This is a genomic window from Halarchaeum acidiphilum MH1-52-1 (genome assembly GCF_000474235.1).
GTDB classification, from domain to species: Archaea; Halobacteriota; Halobacteria; order Halobacteriales; family Halobacteriaceae; genus Halarchaeum; species Halarchaeum acidiphilum.
Window position 1 is genome coordinate 1 of sequence record NZ_BATA01000023.1, and the last position, 23,304, is coordinate 23,304.

Sequence of the window (23,304 nt, forward strand, 5' to 3'; positions counted from 1 at the left end):
ACTACGAGTCCGACGACCTCGCGCAGTTCGTCCGCGTCGGCTTCGCGCGCTACGATCGCACCGAGGACGACGAGACTGTCGCGTACTACACGCACCAGTGAACCGCCTCGGGTCAAGTGGTTCGAGACGCCTTCGGCGTCTCGTCATGGCGGGAAATCGAAGATTTCCCGCTTGCAGTCGGGAAGCGGACGCGTTCCGACGGCATCACGAAGACCGGCGGTCTTCCGGACGACCCCCGAGGCACTCGGCCTGCCCAGCCTGTAGAACGACGCGCGCGTCCACTCCTCACCGCTGTTCTTCGTCTTCGTGTCGCGCGCGTTCCGCGCGCGCCGCGTCGCCGCCCCACGCCTCGCAGAGCGGTTTCAGCGCGTCGCCGAACGCGCGCATCGCCTGCCCGGTCGAGTGATAGCCCAGCGAGTCGGCGACGGCGTCCCACGAGCGACACTGGAGGAGCTTCAGGACGAACAGCCGCTCGCGCCTGTCGGCCTCGTCCGCCGCGTCGCCCGCGTCGTCCCCGTCGCCCGCGACGAGCGAGGGGGCGTCGTCGCGGACGAGCGCGCAGACGGCGAGTCGGCGGAACGGCGCTGGATCGACGCTGTACATCGCCGAGCCGTAGGCGGAGCCGGCGACGACGCGCCACCGGTCGTCGGAGAGGGCGGGCGCGGGCGTGGCGTCGCAGGCGGCGAGCGCGGCGCGCGCGACGTCCGGATCGAGGTCGCGGAGGGCGTCGACGAGCACGTCCGCGATCCGGTCCGCGAACCACGACTCGTGGCGGGCGGCGAGCGCTTCCCCGTCGGCGCTCAGCGGATCGAGCATGAGGACGGAGTACTCGCCGCTCGTGTCGTTGCGCGTCGTCGAGAGGTGGACGGTCGAGAAGCCGTTGCGCGCCCAGAAGCGAAGCAGGTCGGCCGTCGCGCCGTAGCCGACGCCGAGCCAGTCTCGATCCCCGAACTCCGCGCGGACGCCGTCGAGGAGCGCGGATCCCAGCCCGCGAGAGCGGGCGGCGTGGTGGGTTGCGATGCGGACGACGCGCGTGCCGACGGGTTCGGCGGCACGCTCGTCGCGCAACTGGCTCGTGAGGACGTCCGGGAGCATGTTGCCCTTCACGCGTCTCCCGGTGTACATCGCCTCTCGGGTATCGGCGTCGAGACCCCCCTCGCGCGCGAGGAGGGCGACGGCGACGACGTGGCCGTCGTGTCGGAGGGCGCGCACCGAGAGGTTCGGCGCGTCGAGCAGCCGGGCGAGGTCGTCGGGTTCGGTGCGGTAGTGGGCGGCGACGAGGAGACCGAACGCCTCGCGGAGCAGAGTCTCGTCGGCGGCGAGCGTCTCGCTGTCGAGGGCGTCGTACGTGCAGGTCTCGGGGGTGGCGTCGGCGACGAGCGGCGCGACCGGTGGTCGGGCGTCGAGCAGGAGCGCGCGGAAGGCCCACACCTCAACGGGGTCGCCGGCGGCGTACCGGATCGGGTCGTCGAGGCGGACGTCGGTGACGTCGATGTCGCTCTCGGCGAGGACGTCGCGGAAGCGGACATCGAACCCGCGGCCCGCGCCCTCGTAGCCGTGGACGGTCGTGGTGAACGCGACGGCGTCGGCGTCGAGGCAGCGTTCGAGGAGGCGGACGGGGAGCGCGGCGGCCTCGTCGACGAGGAGGACGTCCGCCTCGTCGGTCGCATCGACGGCGTCCGGGGGGCGCGCGTAGCGGATCTCGCCGCCGGCGTCGAGAGCGAGTCGCGTGTGTTCGGGACGCCGGTGGTCGACGTCGAGATCGTCGAGCAACGCGTCGGCGCGCTCGTAGAGTTCGCGGACGCCGCGGAACGACGGCGCGGTGACGCGGACGTCCAGTCCGTCGGCGGCGAGGCCGGCGGCGGCGAGGCCGGCGGCGCTCGTCTTCCCGCGGCCCCGGTCCGCCTCGCAGACGACCGCGCTCCCGGGATCGCGGAGCGCCTCGAAGGCGCGGACGGCGTCGACCTGATCGGGGGTGAGACAGGCCTCGTACGCGGCGGCGGGGAACGCGTGCTCGTCGGGGACGGACGGGGCGGGCTTCGCGCGGCGCGGGGCTGGATGCGTGAGTCCGTCGTCCTCGATCGTGACACCGTTCGGGGCGTCGCCGCGCCGATCGCCGTCGCTCGAATCGGTGAGGGAGACGACGGCGACGCCGCGGTGCGCGCGGAGAGTGGCGACGAGACGCGCGCGAAAGCGGCCCGCCACGTCCCGACGTCGAACGGGGGGACGGCCATGCTCGAATCGAACTCGTCGCGGTGCTCGGGCCAGTCGTCGAGGGGCGGCGTCACGAGGACGAGGAGTCCGCCGCCGTCGACGGCGCCGGTGATGCGGCCGAGCGCGTTCGGGCGACACTCGTCGCGGGCGTCGTAGACGATCGCGTCGCGCGTGGTACCGAGGAGGTCGCCGGTCCCGCGAGGGTCGAGGCGCTCGCAGCCGAGACCGTCGCGGTGGCCGACGAGCGTCGTCGCCGCGCGCTCGATGTCGGCGGCGTCGAGGGCGGTCGCGGCGGCGGCGAGACCGTTGTCGCGACCCGGCTCGCGGTCGCCGTCGCGGTCCTCGATGTCCGCGTCCGGCCCGTTCCCGCCCGGTCCGTCGGCGAGGACGAGCAGGCGGCGCTCGTTCGTCTCGCGGGCCTCCGCGCGGAGCCGACTCGCGACCTCCGAGAGCGTCATCGCCGGCGCTTCGTTCGGCGAGGGCAAGGGCGTTGTCGTTGCCCGTCGACGGCGGGATCGCGCGGTCACCGGGCGCATCGGTGCCGGTGGGACCGTCGAGCGCCCGGAACCCGGCTCTCGGGGCGCGTGTTTCGCGTTCGCACGCCCGAGGGCTTTGAAAGCGTTTTTAACGACGGGGAACGGAAGACGTGGTACAGCCTTCGGGGGGTCATGATGCTTCGAGTCGCCACGGGAATCGCGGTCGGCGATGGAGCGCAAGCCCGCCCGAGGGAGTAGGTGAACATAAAAATGCCAGTCTATGTCGATTACGACGTCCCGGCCGACCTCCAAGAGCGAGCGCTCGAATCGCTCGAAGTCGCCCGCGACACCGGTAGCGTGAAGAAGGGTACGAACGAGACGACCAAGGCCGTCGAGCGCGGCAACGCGGACCTCGTCATCATCGCCGAGGACGTCTCCCCCGAGGAGATCGTCCTCCACCTCCCCGAACTCGCGGAGGAGAAGGGCGTCCCGTACGTCTTCGTCGAGACGCAGGACGAACTCGGCGTCGCGGCCGGCCTCGAAGTCGGCTCCGCCGCCGCGGCCGTCGTCGACGCCGGCGACGCCGACGAGGACGTCGAAGACATCGGCGCGAAGGTCGAGGAGCTGAAGTAACACCATGAGTGCCGAGGAATCGGAGACGGAGGACTCCACGTCCGCCGAGGTCATCGAGGTCGTCGGGAAGACCGGGATGCACGGCGAGGCGATGCAGGTGAAGTGTCGACTTCAGGAAGGTTCCAATCAGGGTCGCATCATCACGCGCAACGTCCTCGGCCCCACGCGGGTCGGTGACGTCCTCCAACTGCGCGAGACGGCCCGCGAAGCCGACTCCATCGGAGGTCAGTAAATGCCCCAGACCCGAGAGTGTGACTACTGTGGGGCGGACATCGAACCCGGCACGGGGACGATGTTCGTCTACAACGACGGAAGCACCGTACACTTCTGCTCGTCGAAGTGTGAGAAGAACGCCGACCTCGGTCGCGAACCCCGCGAACTCGAGTGGACCGAAGAGGGCCACGCGGGCGGTGGGGAGTAGATGAGCCACCACGACGAGCGGACCTTCGTCATGGTCAAGCCCGACGGCGTCCAGCGCGGTCTCATCGGTGAGATCGTCGGCCGCCTCGAGGACAAGGGCCTGAAGATGGTCGGCGGGAAGTTCATGCAGATCGACGAAGCGCTCGCCCACGAGCACTACGGCGAGCACGAGGACAAGCCCTTCTTCGAGGGTCTCGTCGAGTTCATCACCTCCGGACCCGTCTTCGCGATGGTCTGGGAGGGCGCGGACGCGACGCGACAGGTCCGCCAAATGATGGGCGCGACGGACGCCAAGGAGGCCGCTCCCGGCACCATCCGCGGTGACCTCGGGAACGACCTCGGGCACAACGTCATCCACGGCAGCGACCACGAGGACGAGGGCGCCAACGAGCGCGAGATCGCTCTCTTCTTCGACGAGGACGAACTCGTGGACTGGGACGCCGACGCGGCGACGTGGGTCTACGAGGACGCCGGCGACCACTAACGCGGCGTTCTCCCTCTCGTTCTCTCAGTGCGCGTAGCGCCGCGGCCGATCGCGACGACAGCGTCGCCGGCTGAACCCGACCACGACATGTAAATAGGCAAATGGGCTACGGGTCGCTGTGACGCGGGCAGAGCCGATCGAGTTCGAGGAAGACGAGGGGACAGTACGGATACACGATCGAGTGATGGACACGGCGTGTCGTGTCACCGCCGATGGATCGATCGATCCGTCCGGGTGTCGAGCGCGCGCTTTCTCTTCCCGGTCGATGCCGCCGTCGCCTTCGAGACGTCGTCGCTGTCGATGCCGGCGAACGCGGGCGCATGCGTTCGCACCGAGCAGGGGGACATCGAACGGCAACTCACCGAGGAGAGGGTGTCGTTCCCGCGCGGACGTACTACCTCGACGTCGAGGCGAACTGCAAGGTCTACGTGAAGGTGTTCGACGCCGCCTTCGAGGCGATGACGGAACACCACCACGGGCCGGACGCGGCGACCGTGGCGTTCGACGAGCCGGCCCGGGTGGCCGTCGGTGCGCGCTCGCGACACGAGCGGCCGGCCGGGGCGATCACGGTGCCGGATGATCCGTCGGCGCTGCTGGAGGCGCTGCCCTATCTCGCGTCCGCGGTGAAGGAGTGGTCGCCGGAGCGCTCGTGGCCGACGCTGCGCGGGCACCCGCCGCGGATCGAGCGCGGTGACGAACTCTCCGTTCCCGCGTCGCTCTCGCGTCCCGAAACGGGCGTGACGCTCGCCGTCCCGGCGACCTACGAGTCGCTGTACGCGGTCGCGCCGCTCGCGTACTATCTCGGCGCGGACGTGGTCGAGGCGAGAGAGCCGGAACTCCGCCTCGACAACGGATATCACCGATCGCTCGGCGACGGTGCGGTCTCGACCGACGAGGCGACGGCGCTCCTCGAGCGCTGTTTCTTCCTCGATTCGCTCGTCCGGACGGCCGGCTACTACGACATCCCGCGACAGGAGTACGAGGCGGTCGCGGGCGCGCTCTCCTTCTACCCGCCGTCGGTGTACGAGCAATCGGTCGTCGAGCAGCTCATGGAGTACCTCGAAGCGCCGCGCTCGGCGTTCGACGAGTACGTCCCGCGGGCGCGGTACGCGGCCGTCCTGCGCGACGAGCCGACGGACGCGCCGCTCCTCCCGTTCCTCGCTCGCGACCTCGTTCCCGTCGCGGTCGGCGACGATCGGGGCGCGACGTCGCGGGCGCTCGTCACCGGTCACAGCGCGCCGCCGATCCCGGACGGCGACACTCGACTCTCCGTCGCGGGGTTCGAGCACGCGCTCTCGAAGCCGACGCGCGACGTGACGGCGGAGCGAATCGCCCTCCTCGGCGTCGACGACGCGGCTCGGGAGTCGCTCTCGACGGTGTTGATCGGCGAGGAGCACCGGGACGTCGACGAGCCGTTCGAACTCGACGCCGCGGCGCCGACGACGGCGGCCGTCCGGGACGCCCTCGAGAGCGAGTACGGATTCGTCCACGTCGGGGCGCCGCTGACCGACGCCGGGTTCGCGTGTCGTGACGGCGTCCTCGATCCGGCGAGCCTCCACGCGATCTCGGCGCGCGTCGTCTCGGTGGTCGGGGACACGGACGTCGGCGGTGCCGTCCTCGATGCGCTGATCGAGCGCGGGGCGCGTGCGGGCGTGGCGTCCCCCTCGTTCGATGCGCGCGCGGTCGGGCGAACCGTTGGACGCTTCCTCTCGGGCGCGCCGATCGAGCGAGCGGTCGGGTGGTCGGGCGCCGACGGGCCGTTCCGGTTCGCGGGCGACGTCTCGGCGTGTCCGGTCGTGCTCGGCGGCGGCGTCCCCATCCCGCAGTACGTGATCCGCTCGTCGGGGTTCGATCGCCACCGACTGTGGACTCGAGCGTGGTGGTCCGGGTTCAACGTCGCCGGCGGCGTGACGGCGCTCTACGGCGAACACGTGGCGGACCTGTATCGCCTCGTCGGCACCGAGGTCGAGCAGCCGCCATCGCTGTCGAGCGAGGAGGTCGCGGCTCTGTGCAACGAGCGCGACGCCGTCTACGTGCTGAACGGCGACGTGTACCAACACGGTCACGGGGTGACGCCGGACGAAGTGCGCCAGTCGGCCGCGCGAGCGCTCGCGGATCGCTCGTCGGAGGGGACTGACACCCAGTTCTGAGACGCGATTCAAAACCGATAAGCGACGCGGGCGCGGAGATGGACGTATCCGTGACGAACGCACAGGTCACCCTCGTCCAGTTGGACAACTACGGGCCGTGGACGGTGACGCCGGAGCCGCGCCGCGAAGCGGACCTCCAGACCATGCAGTCGCGTCTCTACGCCGACCTCTCGCAGTTCTTCGGCACCCGCGACGGCTACGTCTTCTTCACCCGCTTCGACAACATGATCGCGGTGACGAACGGCATCGACCGAGCGGCCCACGCGCGCCTCCAAGAGTCGCTGCGGAACCGCTACCCCGTCACCGTGAGCCTCGGCATCGGGGCGGGCGCGAACCCGGCGGACGCGCTCGTCGACGCCACCGCGCACCTGCAGGCGGCGGGAAGCGCACAGGACGCCGAGCGCCGCGAGGTGCTCGCCGGCGACCCCCTCGACGACGACGAGCGCACCGACGACGACGTCCACATCGCGCACTTCGACGTGAACGATGCGACGGGCAAGTACACGGACGAACTCGACGCGTTCTCGACTTTCGTGCGCATCGAGCAGGGATACGCGTCGCTGATGCGCGCCCTCCACGACGACCACGACGGGCTCGCGTTCTTCGTCGGCGGCGACAACGTCATCGCGCTCGTCCCCGAACTCGCCCGTGAGACGTACGAAGCCGTCATCGAGCGCGTCCGCGAGGAGGCCGATATGTCGCTGAAGGTCGGCGTCGGCGCGGGCCGCACCGCGACGGACGCCGGGATGGCCGCCAAGCACGCACTCGAAGTCTGTCGCGAGGACGCCACGACGGTCGAGGGCGACGTCGCGATTCGAAATTAATTCGAATCGTACTCCCCGATTTTGTACTCGCTCGGTACTCACACCACGTTTTTACTTCCGGCGATCATGGGACCAACCATGCAGTCAATCGACGTCCCGAACACCCTGTACGACGCGCTCGGCGAGCCGTCCGACGACGAACTCGAGCAGGCCCTCTGGGGACTCGTCTACGAGCAGGGCCGCGACACCGAACACTAGGTCCTCCGACGCGCGAATCGCGCTCGACGACTCGAATCCTCGGCGAACCGAATCTATTCCCGTCGCGCACGCGTACGCCGAGGTATGACAGCGGGCGCCGACTACCCGGCACCCCGGAGCCCGCCGAGCGCATCGTCCTCCACGTCGACATGGATTGCTTCTACGCGAGTTGCGAGCGGAAGCGCGAGCCGGCGCTGCGCGGCGAGCCGGTCGTCGTCGGGATGGGGTACGAGGCGGGCGAGACGGTCGGCGCGGTGGCGACCGCGAGCTACGAGGCACGCGCGCACGGCGTCGAGAGCGCGCAGGCCATCTCGACGGCGCTGGACCGTCTCCCTCGGCGCGCCGACGACCCCGACGGCCCGAGCGCGCACTACCGGCCGGTGGATCTCGACCACTACGAGACCGTCGCGGCGGACGTGAAGGCGATCCTCCACGACCTCGCCGACACCGTCCGCGAGGTCAGCATCGACGAGGCGTACCTCGACGTCACGGAGCGCACCGCGTGGGACGTCGCCGAGGGGTTCGCGCGCCACGTCAGACAGCGGATCGCGCGCGAGGTCGGCGTCCCCGCGAGCGTCGGCGTCGCGCCGGACATGAGCACCGCGAAGATCGCGAGCGACCACGACAAACCCGACGGCCTCGTCGTCGTCCCACCCGACGAGGTCGAGGCGTTTCTCGCGCCCATCGACGTCGCGGACGTCCACGGCGTCGGACCGGTGCGAGCGCGCGAACTCCGCGAGATGGGGATCGAGACCGCGGGTGACCTCGCCGCCGCCGATCCGTACGAGCTGACAGATCGCTTCGGCGAGCGCGGCCGCGAACTCCACGAGCGCGCGCTCGGACGCGACGACCGCCCGGTCGAACCGACGGGCGACCCGAAGAGCCTGAGTCGTGAGTCGGCGTTCGACGGCGCGATCGACGACCACGCGCGCGTTCGCGAGCAGGCGCTGACACTCGCGGACGCCGTTTCCGACCGCGCACGCCGTCGCGACGCCCTCTACCGCACCATCGGCGTCAAGGTGGTGACGCCGCCCTACGACGTTCATACGCGTGCGCGCTCGCTCCCCGGACCCGTGGACGAACCCGACCTCGTCCGCGACGTCGCCGACGACCTGCTCGCGGAGTTCGCGGACGAGCGCGTGCGAAAGGTCGGCGTCCGCGTCTCGAACCTCTCCTTCACGGCGGACGAGCAGGCGAAGCTCGGCGGCTTCGGCGGCGACGGCACGGCGGCGAGTAGTGAGGACGCGAACGCGAGCGCGTCCGGCGACAGCGCGAACGCGAGCGACGGCGGTCGCGACACGCAGGCGTCGCTCGCGGATTTTCAGCGCTAGTCGCTCGTCTCGTCCGGGTCGACGAGCCGTTCGCACTCGACGACGAACCCCGCGAGATCGCTCGCGGCCTCGCGTTCGAGCGAGAGCACGACGCCCGCGGTTGCGGACTCCGCGACGACGACGACGACGCCGTGCTCGTAGAGTTCGACGACCGACTGGAAGTCGCCCAGCGGGTTACCGGGTTGGCGCAGCGGCTCGCGCTCGCGCACGCCCTTGACGATGGTCGCGGTACGGTGTTCCGGCGGGTCGTCGGGGAGGTCGTCGCGCCGGTAGATGATCTCCCAGTCGTCCGCGGTGTAGTGGACGGCCGTTCGAAAGAGCCGTCGCGCGCGGCTCCGAACGAACTCGACCAGCTCGTAGTGGCGCCTGTCCGGCATGGCTACCCGGATCAAAGAGGGGACGTGTCTTAGGTCGTTCGCGAGCGTTCAGGCGAGCGGGGAGACGAGATCTTCGAGCGCCGCCTTCGGGTCGTCCGCCTTCGCGACGCCGCTGGCGAGGAGGACGCCGCTCGCGCCGAGATCGTCCGCGGCGTCGAGGTCGTCGCCCGTGGAGATGCCGGCGCCGCAGTAGACATCGATGTCGTCGTCGACGGCCTCGGCCGCGGCGACGGCGTCCGTGACGATGTCGGGGTCGGCCGACGCCACGGAGACGTCGCCGCCGATGAGTTCGGGCGGTTCGACGGCGACCGAGTCCGGGCCGAGCGCCGCGACCGCGCCGATCTGCGCGGGGGTGTTCCCACAGACGCAGGTCTCGAGGTCGGCGCGCTCGGCGGCGTCGAGCGACGCGTCGATGTCCGCGAGCGTCATGCGCTTCTCGGAGTGATTGAGGAGCGTGCCCTCGGCGCCCGCGGCCGCGGCGCGCTCGGCGAGCGTGCTGCCCGTGTGGCTGCCGTGCTCATTCGGGCTGACGTGTTGGGCCCACGTCTCGACGCCGGTCTCGGCGACGGCGGCGAGGTCGGCGGCCTGCGGCGCGACCGCGATTCGGACGCCGGACGACCCGGCGACGTCGTGTGCGGCCTCCGCGACCGCGACGGGATCGCAGGGGTACGCCTTCAGATTGACGAGAACGAACATGCACTCGCGTCTTCGTGAACCCTCGGATTACCAGTTTCGAAAAGCGGGAGGCGAACGGTCTCGTGGGATTCGCCGCCGAACGACATCGAGGGGATCGCTAGTCCTTGCGTTTGACCATGTCACCGAGGGTCAGCCCGCCCTCGCCGGAGCCGCTGTCCCACTCCTCGTCGCCCTCCACGGCTTCAAGGAGGCTGATCCCGAGCTTCTTCTCCAGTTTCTTCCGAACGTCGTCGCTCGGAAGGATGTCGCCGCGTTCGAGCTTCCGGACGAGACTCGCCTTCTCGTTGAGTTCGGAGGCGAGGTCCTCCTGACTGTACTCCCCCTGCTCGCGCGCGTTTCGAATCCGATCGTCGTAGTCGGACGCGAGCTCCTGCATCTCGTCGAACATGTCGCGGCGACGGCGTCGCGATCCGCCCGAGGAACCCCCGGACGAACCCGAAGAGCCGGAGGACTCCCCGGAGGAGGACGTCGAATACTTCGTCGAGGTCGTGGAGGACGACTCCGTCTTCACCTCGGTACCGAACTCCGTGCAGTCGTCGCAGACGTCGAGTTCGGCCCCCTCGACTTTGATGGTCTTGGGGTTCGCCGTTTCGGCCCCGCACATCTCGCACTGAACCATACGCGTCCTAGCCGTGCCGCGTGTATAAAGCACACGCCGCCGGCGGTCCCTCGCGACGCGCGTCGTTTCGCGGCGACGCCACGCCGCTCACGCATCACGTCCGTTCCGCGCTCGCCGAAACGTGGCCCCTCCCTCTCGGTCGGCGCCACGCCGCTCGCGTGTTCCGCGAGTCCACTACGCGGACTCGCGTAGATCGCCCCACGCCCCCCAGAACCGCTGGAGGGCGGTGAGGTGGCCGACGACGGCGAAGAAGCCGAGGAGCCACGCGACGAGGCTGAAGCCGCCGACGACCGGGATGACAGATGATAGAACGCCGACGATCCCGACCAAGGCGAGGCGGTCCGCGCGCCCGAGGAGGCCACCGTACTGGCGTCCGAGACCGACCGCCTGAATCTGCGTCCCGAGATAGGAGGTGAGGAGGACGCCCGTGACGGCGGCGAAGCCGAGCAGCCACGAGTCGACGCCCGCGGCGAGACCGGCGAGGATGACGACGTCCGCGTACCGGTCGAGGACGTGATCGAGGAGGTCGCCCCCCTTCGAGTCCACGTCGGTCTCGCGGGCCACCGCGCCGTCGAGCAGGTCGAGCCATCCGTTCAGGAACACCAGCACCGCGCCCGCGACGTCCCACGCGGCGCTGCCGGCGTAGAAGGCGCCGGCGGCCGCGACGGCGAGGACGAACGCGAGGACGCTGATCGCGTCCGGGGTGAGACCGAAGCGCACGGCGAGAACGACGAACGGCCGGAGCATGCGGGCCGCGAGCGGGCGGAGCCGATCGAGCGTCACAGCAGGTACTCCGTGAAATCCACCTCGCCCGCGCTCGGCTCGCGCTCGCCGTCGATCACGGCCGCGATCTCCGCGGCGACCTCGTCGGGCGTCCTATCGGTGGTGTCGACCTCGTAGACGCGCTCCCGTCCGTGTTTTCCGACTGCTTCACCGAGGATGACGTCGAGCGCCTCCGACTCCGCGTTCTCCCGGGCCTTCGCCTCAGACTCGTCGCGCTCCCGGAGGCGCTCCGCCAGCGTCTCGGGCGCACAGCGCAGGACGACGACGCGATCGGCGTCGTCGAGGTGGTGTGCGAGGTGGCTCTCGACGAGGACGTCATCGGCGTCGGCGTACGTCTCCACGAGCGCGTCGATGTCGGCGACGAGGCTGTCGCGCTCCTCGTCGCGCTCCGTGTAGAGTCCCTCCTCGCGGATCACGTCGTTCAGGTGGACGACGTCGAGGTCGGTGTCCAATCGCTCCGTCGCCGTGGTCTTCCCCGTGCCCGGTGTGCCGGTGACGACGACCCTCACTCGGCGAGCACCTCGTTGAGTTCGCGGACGGCGCGCTCCGTCTCCGCTTCCGTGCCACACGTGATGCGCACGCATCCCGGGAGACCGAAGCTCGAACAGTCGCGGACGATGACGCCGCGCTCCTGCATCGCCTCGGCGACGGCGCTCGCGTCGCCCACCTCGACGAGCAGGAAGTTCGCGTGGCTCTCGTACGTCGGCGCATTGAGATGCTCGGCCATGTACTCGCGGCTCCACCGCGCGGTCTCCACGGTCTGTTCGACGTGGGCGACGTCGTCGAGCGCGGCGAGACCGGCGCGACACGCGATGAAGCTCGTCGCGAACGGCGTGTTCACGCGCGCGTAGGCGTCGCCCCACGCCTCGGGGACGAGCGCGTAGCCGAGCCGGAGTCCGGCGAGCCCGTACGCCTTCGAGAAGGTGCGTAAGACGGCGACGTCGTCACGCGGTGCGTGACTGGCCGCCGGGTGTGACCCGTCGACGTCGGCGCGGTCCCGCAGGAGTTCGAGCGCGCTCGGCGCCTCGGTGAACTCGCCGTACGCCTCGTCGACGACGACGAGCGTCTCCTCTCGCGTGCCGTCGGCGATCGCCTCGATCGCGTCGAGCGTGAAGCGCCCCCCGCTGGGGTTGTGCGGGCTGGTGAGGTAGACGATGCGCTCGCCGTCGTAGGCGTCGAGGACGCGCTCGGCGGTGAGGGCGAAACCGCCGTCGTCGCCGGGCGAGACGTCGTACTCGCGCACCTCGCCGTGGTGGAAGCGCGCGCTCATCCCGTAGTAGGCGAAGCCGGGGTCGGGGACGAGCACGGCGTCGCCGGGTTCGAGGGCGGCCCGCGAGAGGTAGTCGAGCGCGCCGTCGCCGCCGTTCGCGAGCCACACCTGCTCGCTCGCCACGTCCCACGCTTCCGCGAGGGCGGCCGTGAGATCCTGCTGGTCGGCGGTGGGGTAGTGGTGCACTTCCGACGCGCTCGCCTCGATGGTCTCGACCGCGGCCGGACTCGGCCCGAACATGTTCTCGTTCGACGCGAGCTTGACGAACTCCTCGGGGTCGCGGCCGAGTTCGCGCGCGACTTCCTCGATGCCGCGGCCCGCGCGGTACTCGACGTGGTCCGAGAGGTCCCGTGGTCGCATATCCCGAGAGAACCGCCGCCGTGACTTAAACCGGCCGGTGCGCGGTATCGCCGTCTACCACTCGTCCGGGACGACGTCGTTCTCCGGGACCCCGCCCGCGAAGACACGCGCGAGGTCCTCGGCCACTGTGACGTTCGCGTCGCGCTTCGACTCGACGGAGAACCACCCCGAGTGCGGGGTCGCGATCACGTCCTCGCGCTCCAAGAGCGGCGACCCCCACGGCGGTTCGCTCTCGAAGACGTCGAGACCCGCCGCCGCCACGCCGCCGCGGTCGAGCGCCGCGCACAGGGCGTCCTCGTCCACGACGCCGCCCCGGCCCGTGTTCACGACGACGCCCCGCTCCGGGAGGGCGTCGATCCACTCGACGTCCACGAGCCCGCGCGTCTCCTCGGTGAGCGGCGCGTGGACGGAGAGATGGTCGGCGCGCTCGCGGAGACCCGCGGCGTCCACCTTCTCGACGCCGTGGTCGGCCATCGCGTCGGCGTCCACGTAGGGATCGTAGGAGATCACGTCCACGCCGAACCCCCGCAGGCGCTCGGCGGCCGCGCTCGCGATGTCGCCGAAAGCGACGAGGCCGACAGTGTCGTCGCGGAGGCGGTGAACGTCCCGGCCCGCCCGGTCGTCCCACGTGCCGTCGCGGACCCGCCGGTCGTGCGCGACGACGTCCCGGACGCAGGCGAGGAGGAGCGAGACGGCGTGCGTCGCCACCTCGTCCACGCAGTATCCCGGCGCGTGCAGGACGGTGACGCCCACGTCCGCCGCCGCCTCCACGTCCACGTTGTCGAAGCCGATCGAGGTCTGCCCGAGCACGGAGAGCGAATCGAGGCCGGCGAGTACGTCCGCCGTGACGTCGATCGCCCCGTTCGTCACGACCGCCTCCGCGTCGCGCTCGCGGACGGCGGACCGGAACGACTCGGCGTCCGGCATCGACGCGACGTCGACGTCCGCGTCCAGCCGCTCGCGGAAGCGTTCGGGCTCGATCTTCGGGTCGTCGTCGAGAACGACGCTCGTCATGGTCGCGGCTACACGGAGCCTCTACTTGGGCGTTTCCGCTGGCGGCCCGAACGCGCTCGGCCGGTCCCTCGACCGCGACCGTCACTCCCCGTCCCGCGGCCGTCACTCCCCGTCCCGCGACCGCTACGCCTTAGGACACGCCGACCGCACGGGCGGGTATGGCGACAGCACTCACCGCGGCGTTCGCGATCCACCTCGTCTTCGGCGCGCTGTGGACCGGGAGCGTCTGCTACTTCGCGTACGCCGTCCTCCCGCTCGGGCGCGACGGCGACCTCTCCGCCTCCGCGCTCGAATCGACCACCGGGAAGCTCACCACCGTCTCGCGCCTCAGCGCGCTCGTCCAGCTCATCACTGGCGGCTTCATGGCGAGTCCGATGGGCGTCGCGGCGAGCACGGGCTACTGGTCGAGCACGAGCGGCTCCCTCGTCGCCGCGATGGTCGTTCTCTGGCTCGCGCTCGCCGCGCTCACCGAGATGGGCGCCTCGACGCTCCGCGACGGCCTCGCCGTCGATAAGGTCCGCACTCCCGCGCGCGACGCCTCGACGCGCCTCCGCGCCGCGAGCGTCGTCGCCCTCCTCCTCCTCCTCGACGCCGGCGCGCTCGCCGCCGGACTCTGAGGTCGACACCCCCGGATCGATCCCCCACCCCGTTCTCGCCTCCGAAGTCGGCCCCGACGCTTTTCCTCCCCGCTCTCCTTCCGCCACCCATGGCAAGCGCACTCGGTTCGCTGATACTGTTCGTCATCAGCCTCCTCGTCGGCGGCCTCGGCATCTACGTCGGGGCGCGCGTCGTCACCGGCGTCGAGGACTACTCGCACGCCGTCGTCACGGCCGTCATCGGCGCCGTCGCGTGGGCGGTATTCTCGTGGATCCCACTCATCGGTGGTCTCCTCGCTCTGCTCGCGTACATCGCCGTCATCAACTGGCGCTACCGCGGCGGCTGGGTGAACGCCGTCCTCATCGCGCTCGTCGCGTGGGTCGCCACCGCGATCGTCGTCTTCGTCCTCGGTTCCCTCGGCGTCCCGGTGTCGGGAATCGGCGTCCTCGGCGTCTGAGTCAGTCCCGCCGGACGTCGTGTTCGAGGGTGCCGACGCCCTCGATCTCGGCCTCGACGCGATCGCCGTCCTCGAGGGGACCGACGCCCTCGGGCGTGCCCGTGATGATCACGTCGCCTTCTTCGAGCGTCATGTACTGGGTGATCTCCGCGATCAGCTCGGGCACGGAGAAGATGAAGTGTTCCGTGTTCGAGGACTGGCGCGTCTCGCCGTTCACGCGGAGTTCGACGTCCGCGCCCTCCGGGACGTGCGCGGGATCCGCGAGCACGGGACCGAGCGGGCACGATCCGTCGAAGGCCTTCCCGCGCACCCAGTTCTGTTCTCTGTCCTGATCGTCGCGATTCGAGACGTCGACGGCGGCGGTGTAGCCCGCGACGACGTCCATCGCGTCCGCCTCCTCGACGTGCCGGCACTGCTCGCCGATCACCACGCCGAGTTCCACCTCGTGCTCGACGTTCTCCTTCCGGCCGGAGCGTCACCGTGTTCCCGTGGCCCGCGACGGTGTTCGGCGGCTTCAAGAAGAGCAGCGGCCGGTCGGGCACGTCCTCGCCGCGCTCCTCTGCGTGCTTCGCGTAGTTGCGCCCGACGCAGACGATCTTCGACGGCTCGCACGGCGCGAGGATCTCGACGTCGTCGACCGCGTAGGAACGCCCGCCGAAGGAGACGGTCCCGTCGTCGTGGTACTCGCCCTCGCGCACTGCGCCGGCCTCGTCGCGGAATCGAACGTGTCGCATACTCCCGCGATTCGCCGGACGGAGAGTAAGCGTTGGGGTCGCGGTAGCGCCTACCAGCGGTGGTGACCGTACTCCTTCACGTACGCCTCGTCGAGGAACGCGACGGCCGACTCTGACCGCCGACGCGGCCGCGGAAGGGAGGCGGCAGGATCCACCCGGCCGACAGCTTTATCAGTCATCCGCGAGTAGTCGGGGACGTCATGGAAGTCACTTGGTACGGCCACTCCACGTTCGGTGTGGACGTCGACGGCGAGACGCTCCTCATCGATCCGTTCTTCGACAACCCGAAGACCGACACCGATCCCGAGGAGGTCGATCCCGACTACGTGCTGATCACGCACGGGCACGCCGACCACATCGCCGACGCCGATCGCTTCCGCGACGCGCACTTCGTCGGCACCCCCGAGGTCATCAGCTACCTCACCGACGAGTACGGCATCGAGGACGGTACCGGCATGAACCTCGGCGGCACCTTCGAAACCGAGGAGACCTACGTCACGATGGTCCGCGCCGACCACTCCAACGGTCTCGACACCGACTACGGCGCGACCGGCGGGATGCCCGCCGGCTACGTCGTCAGCGACACCAAGCCCACGCAGGTATCCGACGCCGAGTCCCAGACCTTCTATCACGCCGGCGACACCGCCCTCCACACCGAGATGCGCGACGTCGTCGCGCCGTATCTGGAACCGGACGTCGTCGCCGTCCCCGTCGGCGACCACTTCACCATGGGCCCGTGGCAGGCCGCCGTCGCCGTCGACTGGCTCGACGCCGACTACGCCGTCCCCATCCACTACGACACCTTCCCGCCCATCGAGCAGGACACCGACGACTTCGTCCGCGAAGTCGAGGCGACCGGCAGCACCGCCGAGGTGCTCGTCCCCGACGGCGACGAGCCGATCGACCTCGACGACCTGCTCGGGTACTAGACGACTTCCCCTCGTTCTCCCGCTCTTTCGCGGATCGTCAGTGCGGCGTGTGCCCCAGCAGCCTCGCGGTGGCGCTTCGCGTGACAGGCGTGACGGAGCGCCGTGAACGGCGGAGCGTCCCACCCCAACGCGCTCCTGTCGAACCCGACCGGCGATCAGAACTCGGACGCGACTTCCTCGATCGCGGGTCCGATGAGTCGATGGAGCGTGGAGAGCTCGTCGACGGCCGCGGTCGTGGCAGCCGTCGGATCGTCAAAGGTGAGCGGGATCGACTTCCCGACGAACTCGTAGGTCCCGTCGACGGTTCCCAGTCCCTTGCCTCCAGCTCCGACATCCCCGTGCGGTCCAGTATCGCGTCCCGGACCGCGTCCTTCTCTCCACCTTCGACGTCGAAACGGAGCCGAATATCGGCCGGTTTGGATTCGAGGTCGATGTGCGGTTCGTACTCCATGTTCACGCCGTTGTCGAGCGAGTGCCACCTCGGCTTGTAGAACTGGCTGTAGCTGAGCGAGTTCGTGATCTTCGACTCCCACTGTTCTCGAGTGGGTCGAAATCATCATAGAACGTACGTACGAGGTTGTTATAGAGGGCCCGCCAGTCCTTTTCGTGCGCATCCGTGAGGCTATGTATCGTGTCCGCGTACTCCGCGTACAATCGCGTCTCGTCCGAGAATTCGGTGAAGTCGTCCATTGGAAGCTCTCGTCGGACCGTGGTGATAAAGTCTGACAACTGTACCCTGCTCCGTTCGGAATATTCCGTCCCGGAGTCCAGCACCGACTCGAAATAGGGGACGAGCGTCTGCCACGAAAGGGTCGTGAACCGTTCCGAGGCGGGTGGGCCACTCGAGACGGGCGCGAGGTAGACGTACTCGCCCCGGTCGTACCGCTCGGTTTCGATATCCCCGATCCGGGACGCGTTCGCGTACCGGACGGTCTGACGGTTCGTCTCGCTCGCGTGGATTTTCAGCTCGATACAGAGGAACCACGAGGGGGGATCGTAGACGAGGATGTCGGCCGGACCAGTCGCCGTCTGCGCTTGCGTCGTTACACGAACGTTCTTCGGTTCGACCGGCGTCGGGATGGAGACCTCGGCGGTGGGCCGAGCAGCGCCAAGGAGAGCGTTCAACAGGTCGGCACCGAAGTCGTGGGGTGTCGTCGGATCGAGAAAGTAACTGAGATACCGCTCCCAGTACCGTTCTCGTCCGGTTTCGCCGAGGATTTCCAAGGCGGTACGCGGCCCGTCGTCTATATTTTCACACTGTCGCTGCATCTCCCGTAATCGGTCTTGGATCATGGTCTACTCGCGTACCCTCACTCCGCTGCAATAAGATGTCGGACGAGAGGGTATCCGGAGAGAGGCGTGTGCGATACCGGGACTCCGAATGTCAGAAAAAGATTATGGACTCGCCGGGATTTGAACCCGGGGCCTCTCCCATGCCAAGGGAGTGATCTACCACTGATCTACGAGCCCGCGAACGCATCTCCTCGTACCCGGGGGACGTAATTGAACCCTTCGATCCACCCTCGACGGAAGTGGAAACCCTTTAGCGTCCGAGACGCCCAGTGATCCGTAGGGAACTGCACGGCCGCATATCCGACGCGCCACGCGTTCGCGTGGCTTGGGAGTGTGGCAGTGCTCGGGCGCACCCGCGCCCAGCGCCGCACAGCGGTTCGTGTCGTTCCAATTCACACCATGGCACGAATGCATACCCGCCGTCGCGGCTCGTCCGGTTCGGACAAGCCGGCGGCAGACGAACCCCCGGAGTGGAGCGACGTGGACGCCGACGCCGTTGAGGAGCGCGTCGTCGAACTGGCCGAAGAGGGGTACGACCCCAGCCAGATCGGCATGAAGCTGCGCGACGAGGGCGTCCAAGGGACGCCGGTCCCGGACGTGAAGCTCGCGACGGACAAGAAGGTCACCGAGATCCTCGAGGAGAACGACGCCTCCCCGGAGCTGCCGGAGGACTTCCGCAACCTCCTCGAGAAGGCGATTCGACTGCGCGAGCACGTCGAGGAGAACGGGCAGGACCACCAGAACCGGCGCGCGCTCCAGAACACGGAGTCGAAGATCCGCCGGCTCGCGGACTACTACCGCGGCGACGAACTCGACGAGGACTTCACGTACTCGTACGCCGTCGCCGTCGAACTCCTCGAAGAGTAAGTCGATGTCCACCACGGGCCGTCCGGAGTCGTCCGACGCCGCCGCCTCGCTCGCCCAGCAGCTGCGCGAGGCGGCGTTCGTCCGCGTGATCGCGCGGGCGGACGGCGACGCGGTCGCCGCCGCGGGCCTGCTCGCGCGGGCCTGCGCGGCGACGGATACACCCTATCAGGTGAGCGTCGCGGCGACGCGCGGCGCGGCCGCAGAGCGCCTGTTCGCCGGCGAGGACGCCGACGTGACGGTCGCGCTCGGCTTCGACGGCACGCCTGCGGACGCGTCGATCGGGGGCGAGACGCTCACGTCGACGGCGTTCGCGGCGGCGCGTGACCTCCACGACCCGGACCGGGCGCTCGCGCTTGCGGGCGTCCGCGCGGCGGGCGACGTTCCCGAGGGCGACCTCGCGGCGTCGTTCGAGCGGCGCCCGGGCGTCGGGCTGCCGGTCGCGGATCTCGCGGACGGCCTCGCACACACGACGCTGCTGCACGCCGACTGGTCGGGCGACGACCGGCAGGCGGGGGCGCTGCTCGCGGAACTCGACCTGCCGGCGGAACTCGACGACGACGCGCGGCGTCGGCTGGCGTCGCGGGTCGCACTCGACGCGACCGAGACCGCCGCGCCGCGCGCCGTCGGGGCGCTCGCGAACGTCCTGCGACCGCACGCGACCCCGGACGCGCCGTTCGAGACGGCGGAGGGCTACGCGGACGTCCTCGACTGTCTCGCGGTCGGGAATCCGGGGCTTGCGTCGGCGCTCGCCATCGGCGTCGCGGATCGACCGGCGGCGCTCGACGCGTGGCGCGAGCACGCGAGCGCGACGCACGTGGCGCTCCGGACGGTCGACCCTGCTCGGTACAGTGGTCTCGTCGTCTGCGAGGTCGACGCCCCCGCGTGGCCGCTCGCGCGACTCGTGCGCGACTCCCGCGCCGACGAACCCGCGGCACTCGTCGTCGGGACCGACGGCGCGGCGCTCGCGACGACACCGGACGGGCCGGGCGCCCGCGAGACGCTGGCCGCGGCGGTCGGTGACGACGCAGTCGCGGGGACGGCGATGCGCGCACGGACGAGCGAGACGGACGCGGACGCTCTCGTCGAGGGCGTCAGGGAGGTGCTGTCGGAGTGACCGACGGCTCCCCGAGCGCGACCGTCCGCACGACGCACGACGACGCGGCGTTGATCGCGCGCTCGGTTCGGCCGGACAACACCGAGTCGATGACGACGCGCGTCGAGGGCGACGCGGTCGTGACGACCATCGAGCGCGACGACACGAGCGGTCTGCGCGCGACGGCGGACGACTACGTGGTGAACCTCACGGTGGCGGCGGACGTGGCACAGCACGCGAAACGACACACGACACACGACACATGAGCGAACGTTCAGTATCCAAGCAGAACCAGCAGAAGCGATGGTACACCGTGCTCGCCCCCGAGCAGTTCGACCGGGCGGAGCTCGGCGAGACCCTCGCGGACGAACCGGAGAAGGTGCTCGATCGCACCATCGAATCCACCCTCGGCGACGTCACGGGCGAGTCGGGCGGTGAGAACAACCTCAAGCTCACCTTTCAGGTGACGGACGTCGGCAGCGACTCGGCGTACACCGAGTTCGTCGAGTCCGAGCTGACGCGCGACTACCAGCGCAGCCTCGTCCGCCGAGGCTCCTCGAAGATCGCCGCGGTCATCACCGTCGAGACGACGGACGACTACCGCGTGCGCCTTCAGCCGGTCGCGTACACGACGAAGAACGCGGACGACAGCCAGCAGAAGGCGATCCGCCGCCTCATGATCGACCTCGTCGAGGACGCCGCGGAGGAACGGACCTTCGAGGGCCTCATCGACTCGGTCATCGAGGGCCGGCTCTCCAGCGCCATCTACAGCGAGGCCAACACCATCTACCCGCTGCGCCGGGTCGAGGTGGAGAAGGCGACGCTGGAGGCGCACCCCGAGGAGGTCTACGAGGAGGAGGAGACCTCCGCCGTGGACGCCGAGGAGTAACGACACACCCTTCCGTTCTTTCGACGCGCGACGGTCCGTCAGCGGCCGCGCCGTCCCACCTCGTCGCGTGGCGCGTCCCCGCTCTCCAGCGGATATAAACACGTAAGGACGCGGTGGTCGTCGCGTGGGGTATGCCTCCCGGGTCCGACGACGGCCGCGACGCGCGCGTGCGACGCGTGTTCCGTCCTCGCTTCGCGGGCCGCCTCGGCGTCGCGGACGTCGCGACGGTGGCGAACGCCGCGCTCGGGTTCTGCGCCGTCGTGGCCGCGAGCGTCTCCCCGGTGCTCGCCGCGCGCGTCCTCCTGCTCGCGGCGATGGTCGACGCCGTCGACGGCATCCTCGCGCGCCGCTACGGCGGCTCGACCGTCGGCCCGTATCTCGACTCGCTCGCGGACGTCGCGTCGTTCGGCGTCGCGCCCGCGGCGCTCGTCGTCGCGAGCGCACGCACCGGCTGGGGCGGGACGCGCCTTCTCGTCGCCGTCGCCGTCGGCGCGTGCGTCGTCGCGATGGCGGTGGTCCGCCTCGGTATGTACACCGCTGACGACGTGGGGAACGGTCTCACCGAGGGCGTCCCGACGACGCTCGCGGGCACGCTCGTCGCGGCGACGGTGCTCTCGGGCGTGGTGGACCCGCTCGTCGTCGTCGGGCTGGGCGCCGTCCTCGCCGCGGCGATGGTGACGACAGTCCCCTACCCCGACCTGCGGGTGCGCGACGCGCTCGTGATGGGCGCGGTACAGGCGCTCGCCGTCCTCGCGCCCACCGCCCTCGATCGGGTGTTCCCCCGGGCGCTCCTCGCGTTCGCGCTCGCCTACTGCGTCCTCGGCCCGCGCTTCTACCGTGGCGGGTGAAGGGAAACGCTGATAGGCGCGCTGGCGGAAGACTGACGCATGAGTGACGGGGACGACGAGCCGGCGGACGCCGCGGACGAGGCGGAGCCGACCCCCGACGAGTCCGAGAGTGCGGACGCGCCGGAGGAGCGAACGGAGCCCGCGGCGGACGCGCAGGACGAGACGACCGCTGCGGACGGGGACACAGCGGAGGAAGCCGCCGAGAGTGACGAGAACGAGAGCGAGGACGGAGATGGGGGACCTCGGCCCGAGGAACGCGATCGCTACGAGACCCTCCGCGATCGCCTCGCCGAGGCGGAGGACGCCCTCGAGGCCGCCGAGACGGAGGCGGATCTCGACGACGTCGAGGCGTCCCTCGACGCGATCGAGTCCGACATCGAGGACGCCGACTTCACCGATCCCGAGGAGTTCCAGCCGGACGAGGAGGAGCTGGACGAGGACGAGGAGGTCGAGGAACTCCTCGACTTCGAGGAGGAGTTGACGAACGAACTCCAAGATCTGCAGGACGAACTCGAAGAGCAGCGCGGGCCGTACGGCGAGGACGTCGTGAGCGAGATCGAGGCCGCGAAGTCCACCGTCGAGAACACCCGGTGGACGGAGACGGGCGACGAGCAGGTCGCCGCGGCCATCGAGGCGTTCACCGGCGACGTCGCCGCCGAACTCGAGATCGACCTCGCGGGGGTCGACGTCGACGCGCTCGACGCGGCCATCGACGCCGTCGAGGCGGCCGGACTCGACGCGGACGCGGACGCGGACGCCATCGCCGCGCTCCTCGACATCGCGGACGACCTCCAGTCGGGGATCGAGGACTCGCAGGCGTTCGCCGACCTCTCCTCTCGCGCGAAACTCCAGTACGAGGGGTTCTACGACGTCCTCGGGAAGCACAAGGACTACCCGCCGGAGTGGTCGGCGGTGAAGGAGTGGACGAAGCGGAACGACGCGGAGATGGTGGCGCTCTGCATGGAGCACTTCGGCGACTCGGGCTACATGGAGGAGCACTGTCTGGAGGCGTTCGTCCGCATGGGGAACCCCGAGGCCATCGAGACGCTGAAGGGGAAGGCCCAGCGGCGCAACCTCACGGCCGTCGAGGCGCTCGGCAAGACCGGCCACCCGGACGCGGTCGAGGGCGTCGCGGACTACATCGACTCCGACTCGAATCCGGAACTCCAGAAGACGGCGCTGCGGGCCGTCGGCGAACTCGGCGCGACCGAGTACACCGAAGACGTCGCCCAGTGGCTCGTCGCGGAGCGCGAGGACGTGCGGAGCGAAGCCGCGCGCGCCCTCGGTCTCCTCGGTGACACGCGCGCCATCGAGCCGCTCGGCGACGTCCTCACGGACGGCGGGGAGACGGAGGGCGTCCGCGCGAGCGCGGCGTGGGCGCTCTACCAGATCGGCACCGCGGAGGCGCTCGAAACGGCCGCCGAACACACGGACGAACGCTCCTTCCTCGTCCAGTCCGAGACGGAGCGCGCCGCGGCGGCACTCGACTAGAGGAAGAAGGCGAGGAACTCGACGGCGAACCCGGCCGCGGCGAAGAGCGCGCCGAGACGGCCGATCCACGTGTGCTCGCGGAGCGCCGACGGCGAGATGTCGATCGAGTAGTCGTCGAACTCCGGATCGTAGCTGACGTAGCTCGGCTGCTGGAAGAACTCGAGGAAGACGAGGAGCATGCCGAGCGTCGCGAGCGCGTATCCGGCCATGCGGGCGCCTTCGACGAGCGTGAACGCGACCATACGCCGATTTCGGGC

General features: G+C 69.9%; 25 protein-coding genes, 1 tRNA gene and 2 pseudogenes. 16 read left to right on the forward strand and 12 right to left on the reverse strand.

Features of this window, described 5'->3' with window-relative positions; translation table 11 throughout:
* Positions 1-285: 285 nt before the first annotated feature.
* A pseudogene (gene tmcA / locus AOZ13_RS05845) lies at positions 286-2,672 on the reverse strand (tRNA(Met) cytidine acetyltransferase TmcA).
* A 288-nt stretch (positions 2,673-2,960) separates the two neighbouring features.
* On the opposite strand from tmcA, the gene rpl7ae reads away from it, so the two are divergent.
* The 7 genes from rpl7ae (at position 2,961) to dinB (ending at position 8,730) form a co-directional block, all read left to right on the forward strand.
* A complete protein-coding gene (gene rpl7ae, locus AOZ13_RS05850; RefSeq protein WP_020221794.1) occupies positions 2,961-3,323 on the forward strand; it encodes a 50S ribosomal protein L7Ae in 363 nt (120 codons plus the stop codon).
* A gap of 4 nt (positions 3,324-3,327) precedes the next feature.
* Positions 3,328-3,555, forward strand: a complete 228-nt coding sequence (locus AOZ13_RS05855) for a 30S ribosomal protein S28e (RefSeq protein WP_020221793.1) — start codon at positions 3,328-3,330, stop codon at positions 3,553-3,555.
* Complete coding sequence (locus AOZ13_RS05860; protein WP_020221792.1) at positions 3,556-3,744, forward strand: 50S ribosomal protein L24e; 189 nt, start codon at positions 3,556-3,558, stop codon at positions 3,742-3,744.
* Positions 3,745-4,227, forward strand: a complete 483-nt coding sequence (gene ndk, locus AOZ13_RS05865) for a nucleoside-diphosphate kinase (protein WP_021780076.1) — start codon at positions 3,745-3,747, stop codon at positions 4,225-4,227.
* 320 nt (positions 4,228-4,547) lie between these two features.
* On the forward strand, positions 4,548-6,377 hold the full coding sequence (locus AOZ13_RS05870) for a hypothetical protein (protein ID WP_021780078.1): 1,830 nt from the start codon (positions 4,548-4,550) through the stop codon (positions 6,375-6,377).
* Positions 6,378-6,427: 50 nt separating this feature from the next.
* On the forward strand, positions 6,428-7,201 hold the full coding sequence (locus tag AOZ13_RS05875; RefSeq protein WP_044957640.1) for a GTP cyclohydrolase III: 774 nt from the start codon (positions 6,428-6,430) through the stop codon (positions 7,199-7,201).
* Between the two features lie 347 nt (positions 7,202-7,548).
* The gene (gene dinB / locus AOZ13_RS05880) at positions 7,549-8,730 is read left to right on the forward strand and encodes a DNA polymerase IV (protein WP_234402836.1); all 1,182 of its coding nucleotides are present in this window, start codon (positions 7,549-7,551) and stop codon (positions 8,728-8,730) included.
* On the opposite strand, the gene AOZ13_RS05885 is transcribed toward dinB, so the two are convergent.
* From AOZ13_RS05885 to AOZ13_RS05915, 7 genes are all read right to left on the reverse strand, one after another.
* Complete coding sequence (locus AOZ13_RS05885) at positions 8,727-9,107, reverse strand: hypothetical protein (RefSeq protein ID WP_020221786.1); 381 nt, start codon at positions 9,105-9,107, stop codon at positions 8,727-8,729. The two genes, dinB and AOZ13_RS05885, sit on opposite strands and share 4 nt — an antisense overlap.
* Before the next feature lie 48 nt (positions 9,108-9,155).
* Positions 9,156-9,803: a triose-phosphate isomerase gene (gene tpiA, locus AOZ13_RS05890; RefSeq protein WP_021780080.1), complete on the reverse strand. Its 648-nt coding sequence runs from the start codon at positions 9,801-9,803 to the stop codon at positions 9,156-9,158.
* A 97-nt stretch (positions 9,804-9,900) separates the two neighbouring features.
* Positions 9,901-10,422: a multiprotein bridging factor aMBF1 gene (locus tag AOZ13_RS05895; protein WP_021780081.1), complete on the reverse strand. Its 522-nt coding sequence runs from the start codon at positions 10,420-10,422 to the stop codon at positions 9,901-9,903.
* Between the two features lie 174 nt (positions 10,423-10,596).
* Entirely contained in the window at positions 10,597-11,205 is a 609-nt protein-coding gene (locus AOZ13_RS05900; protein ID WP_021780082.1) for a CDP-alcohol phosphatidyltransferase family protein, read from the reverse strand.
* Positions 11,202-11,714, reverse strand: a complete 513-nt coding sequence (locus AOZ13_RS05905; protein WP_020222669.1) for an adenylate kinase family protein — start codon at positions 11,712-11,714, stop codon at positions 11,202-11,204. The genes AOZ13_RS05900 and AOZ13_RS05905 overlap by 4 nt, the downstream gene beginning before the upstream one ends.
* Complete coding sequence (gene hisC / locus AOZ13_RS05910) at positions 11,711-12,835, reverse strand: histidinol-phosphate transaminase (RefSeq protein ID WP_020222668.1); 1,125 nt, start codon at positions 12,833-12,835, stop codon at positions 11,711-11,713. Before hisC ends, AOZ13_RS05905 begins: the two co-directional genes overlap by 4 nt.
* A gap of 54 nt (positions 12,836-12,889) precedes the next feature.
* Complete coding sequence (locus AOZ13_RS05915; RefSeq protein ID WP_021780083.1) at positions 12,890-13,849, reverse strand: C-terminal binding protein; 960 nt, start codon at positions 13,847-13,849, stop codon at positions 12,890-12,892.
* A 158-nt stretch (positions 13,850-14,007) separates the two neighbouring features.
* Between AOZ13_RS05915 and AOZ13_RS05920 the strand changes: the two genes are divergently transcribed.
* The gene (locus AOZ13_RS05920) at positions 14,008-14,466 is read left to right on the forward strand and encodes a hypothetical protein (RefSeq protein ID WP_020222159.1); all 459 of its coding nucleotides are present in this window, start codon (positions 14,008-14,010) and stop codon (positions 14,464-14,466) included.
* A gap of 89 nt (positions 14,467-14,555) precedes the next feature.
* Positions 14,556-14,903, forward strand: coding sequence for a hypothetical protein (locus AOZ13_RS05925; protein WP_020222158.1), 348 nt, complete (start codon positions 14,556-14,558; stop codon positions 14,901-14,903).
* A 1-nt stretch (position 14,904) separates the two neighbouring features.
* On the opposite strand, the pseudogene AOZ13_RS05930 reads toward AOZ13_RS05925, so the two are convergent.
* Positions 14,905-15,637: pseudogene (locus AOZ13_RS05930) on the reverse strand (fumarylacetoacetate hydrolase family protein).
* Between the two features lie 200 nt (positions 15,638-15,837).
* Between AOZ13_RS05930 and AOZ13_RS05935 the strand changes: the two are divergent.
* Entirely contained in the window at positions 15,838-16,566 is a 729-nt protein-coding gene (locus tag AOZ13_RS05935; RefSeq protein ID WP_020222157.1) for a metal-dependent hydrolase, read from the forward strand.
* A gap of 453 nt (positions 16,567-17,019) precedes the next feature.
* On the opposite strand, the gene AOZ13_RS05945 is transcribed toward AOZ13_RS05935, so the two are convergent.
* Together AOZ13_RS05945 and AOZ13_RS05950 are read right to left on the reverse strand one after the other, a co-directional pair.
* Positions 17,020-17,859 (reverse strand): PD-(D/E)XK nuclease family protein, encoded by an 840-nt coding sequence (locus AOZ13_RS05945; protein WP_020222155.1) that lies wholly within the window; start codon positions 17,857-17,859, stop codon positions 17,020-17,022.
* A 105-nt stretch (positions 17,860-17,964) separates the two neighbouring features.
* Positions 17,965-18,036: transfer RNA gene (locus AOZ13_RS05950), tRNA-Ala, on the reverse strand.
* Between the two features lie 222 nt (positions 18,037-18,258).
* Between AOZ13_RS05950 and AOZ13_RS05955 the strand changes: the two genes are divergently transcribed.
* The 6 genes from AOZ13_RS05955 (at position 18,259) to AOZ13_RS05980 (ending at position 23,047) form a co-directional block, all read left to right on the forward strand.
* Positions 18,259-18,726, forward strand: coding sequence for a 30S ribosomal protein S15 (locus AOZ13_RS05955; RefSeq protein WP_021780088.1), 468 nt, complete (start codon positions 18,259-18,261; stop codon positions 18,724-18,726).
* Between the two features lie 4 nt (positions 18,727-18,730).
* Positions 18,731-19,840 carry a hypothetical protein gene (locus tag AOZ13_RS05960; RefSeq protein ID WP_021780089.1) on the forward strand — a complete coding sequence of 370 codons (1,110 nt, stop codon included), beginning with the start codon at positions 18,731-18,733 and terminating at the stop codon, positions 19,838-19,840.
* Entirely contained in the window at positions 19,837-20,085 is a 249-nt protein-coding gene (locus tag AOZ13_RS05965) for a KEOPS complex subunit Pcc1 (protein ID WP_020222891.1), read from the forward strand. Before AOZ13_RS05960 ends, AOZ13_RS05965 begins: the two co-directional genes overlap by 4 nt.
* The gene (locus AOZ13_RS05970; RefSeq protein WP_021780090.1) at positions 20,082-20,708 is read left to right on the forward strand and encodes a 30S ribosomal protein S3ae; all 627 of its coding nucleotides are present in this window, start codon (positions 20,082-20,084) and stop codon (positions 20,706-20,708) included. The genes AOZ13_RS05965 and AOZ13_RS05970 overlap by 4 nt, the downstream gene beginning before the upstream one ends.
* A 131-nt stretch (positions 20,709-20,839) precedes the next feature.
* On the forward strand, positions 20,840-21,556 hold the full coding sequence (locus AOZ13_RS05975; protein ID WP_049933903.1) for a protein sorting system archaetidylserine synthase: 717 nt from the start codon (positions 20,840-20,842) through the stop codon (positions 21,554-21,556).
* Positions 21,557-21,595: 39 nt separating this feature from the next.
* Positions 21,596-23,047 (forward strand): HEAT repeat domain-containing protein, encoded by a 1,452-nt coding sequence (locus tag AOZ13_RS05980; RefSeq protein WP_021780092.1) that lies wholly within the window; start codon positions 21,596-21,598, stop codon positions 23,045-23,047.
* On the opposite strand, the gene AOZ13_RS05985 is transcribed toward AOZ13_RS05980, so the two are convergent.
* The gene (locus AOZ13_RS05985; protein ID WP_021780093.1) at positions 23,044-23,289 is read right to left on the reverse strand and encodes a hypothetical protein; all 246 of its coding nucleotides are present in this window, start codon (positions 23,287-23,289) and stop codon (positions 23,044-23,046) included. The two genes, AOZ13_RS05980 and AOZ13_RS05985, sit on opposite strands and share 4 nt — an antisense overlap.
* Positions 23,290-23,304 lie beyond the last annotated feature (15 nt).

What these genes read in the sequence shown, in the direction of transcription:
- AOZ13_RS05860 (WP_020221792.1), top strand. Translation starts at nt 3,556, where the DNA reads ATGCCCCAGACCCGAGAGTGTGACTACTGTGGGGCGGACATCGAACCC.
- AOZ13_RS05975 (WP_049933903.1), top strand. Translation starts at nt 20,840, where the DNA reads ATGCCTCCCGGGTCCGACGACGGCCGCGACGCGCGCGTGCGACGCGTG.
- AOZ13_RS05920 (WP_020222159.1), top strand. Translation starts at nt 14,008, where the DNA reads ATGGCGACAGCACTCACCGCGGCGTTCGCGATCCACCTCGTCTTCGGC.
- dinB (WP_234402836.1), top strand. Translation starts at nt 7,549, where the DNA reads ATGGATTGCTTCTACGCGAGTTGCGAGCGGAAGCGCGAGCCGGCGCTG.
- AOZ13_RS05895 (WP_021780081.1), bottom strand. Translation starts at nt 10,422, where the DNA reads ATGGTTCAGTGCGAGATGTGCGGGGCCGAAACGGCGAACCCCAAGACC.
- AOZ13_RS05960 (WP_021780089.1), top strand. Translation starts at nt 18,731, where the DNA reads ATGTCCACCACGGGCCGTCCGGAGTCGTCCGACGCCGCCGCCTCGCTC.
- AOZ13_RS05870 (WP_021780078.1), top strand. Translation starts at nt 4,548, where the DNA reads ATGCGTTCGCACCGAGCAGGGGGACATCGAACGGCAACTCACCGAGGA.
- AOZ13_RS05980 (WP_021780092.1), top strand. Translation starts at nt 21,596, where the DNA reads ATGAGTGACGGGGACGACGAGCCGGCGGACGCCGCGGACGAGGCGGAG.
- AOZ13_RS05925 (WP_020222158.1), top strand. Translation starts at nt 14,556, where the DNA reads ATGGCAAGCGCACTCGGTTCGCTGATACTGTTCGTCATCAGCCTCCTC.
- AOZ13_RS05970 (WP_021780090.1), top strand. Translation starts at nt 20,082, where the DNA reads ATGAGCGAACGTTCAGTATCCAAGCAGAACCAGCAGAAGCGATGGTAC.
- AOZ13_RS05935 (WP_020222157.1), top strand. Translation starts at nt 15,838, where the DNA reads ATGGAAGTCACTTGGTACGGCCACTCCACGTTCGGTGTGGACGTCGAC.
- ndk (WP_021780076.1), top strand. Translation starts at nt 3,745, where the DNA reads ATGAGCCACCACGACGAGCGGACCTTCGTCATGGTCAAGCCCGACGGC.
- AOZ13_RS05855 (WP_020221793.1), top strand. Translation starts at nt 3,328, where the DNA reads ATGAGTGCCGAGGAATCGGAGACGGAGGACTCCACGTCCGCCGAGGTC.
- tpiA (WP_021780080.1), bottom strand. Translation starts at nt 9,803, where the DNA reads ATGTTCGTTCTCGTCAATCTGAAGGCGTACCCCTGCGATCCCGTCGCG.
- AOZ13_RS05915 (WP_021780083.1), bottom strand. Translation starts at nt 13,849, where the DNA reads ATGACGAGCGTCGTTCTCGACGACGACCCGAAGATCGAGCCCGAACGC.
- AOZ13_RS05945 (WP_020222155.1), bottom strand. Translation starts at nt 17,859, where the DNA reads ATGATCCAAGACCGATTACGGGAGATGCAGCGACAGTGTGAAAATATA.
- rpl7ae (WP_020221794.1), top strand. Translation starts at nt 2,961, where the DNA reads ATGCCAGTCTATGTCGATTACGACGTCCCGGCCGACCTCCAAGAGCGA.
- AOZ13_RS05985 (WP_021780093.1), bottom strand. Translation starts at nt 23,289, where the DNA reads ATGGTCGCGTTCACGCTCGTCGAAGGCGCCCGCATGGCCGGATACGCG.
- hisC (WP_020222668.1), bottom strand. Translation starts at nt 12,835, where the DNA reads ATGCGACCACGGGACCTCTCGGACCACGTCGAGTACCGCGCGGGCCGC.
- AOZ13_RS05885 (WP_020221786.1), bottom strand. Translation starts at nt 9,107, where the DNA reads ATGCCGGACAGGCGCCACTACGAGCTGGTCGAGTTCGTTCGGAGCCGC.
- AOZ13_RS05955 (WP_021780088.1), top strand. Translation starts at nt 18,259, where the DNA reads ATGGCACGAATGCATACCCGCCGTCGCGGCTCGTCCGGTTCGGACAAG.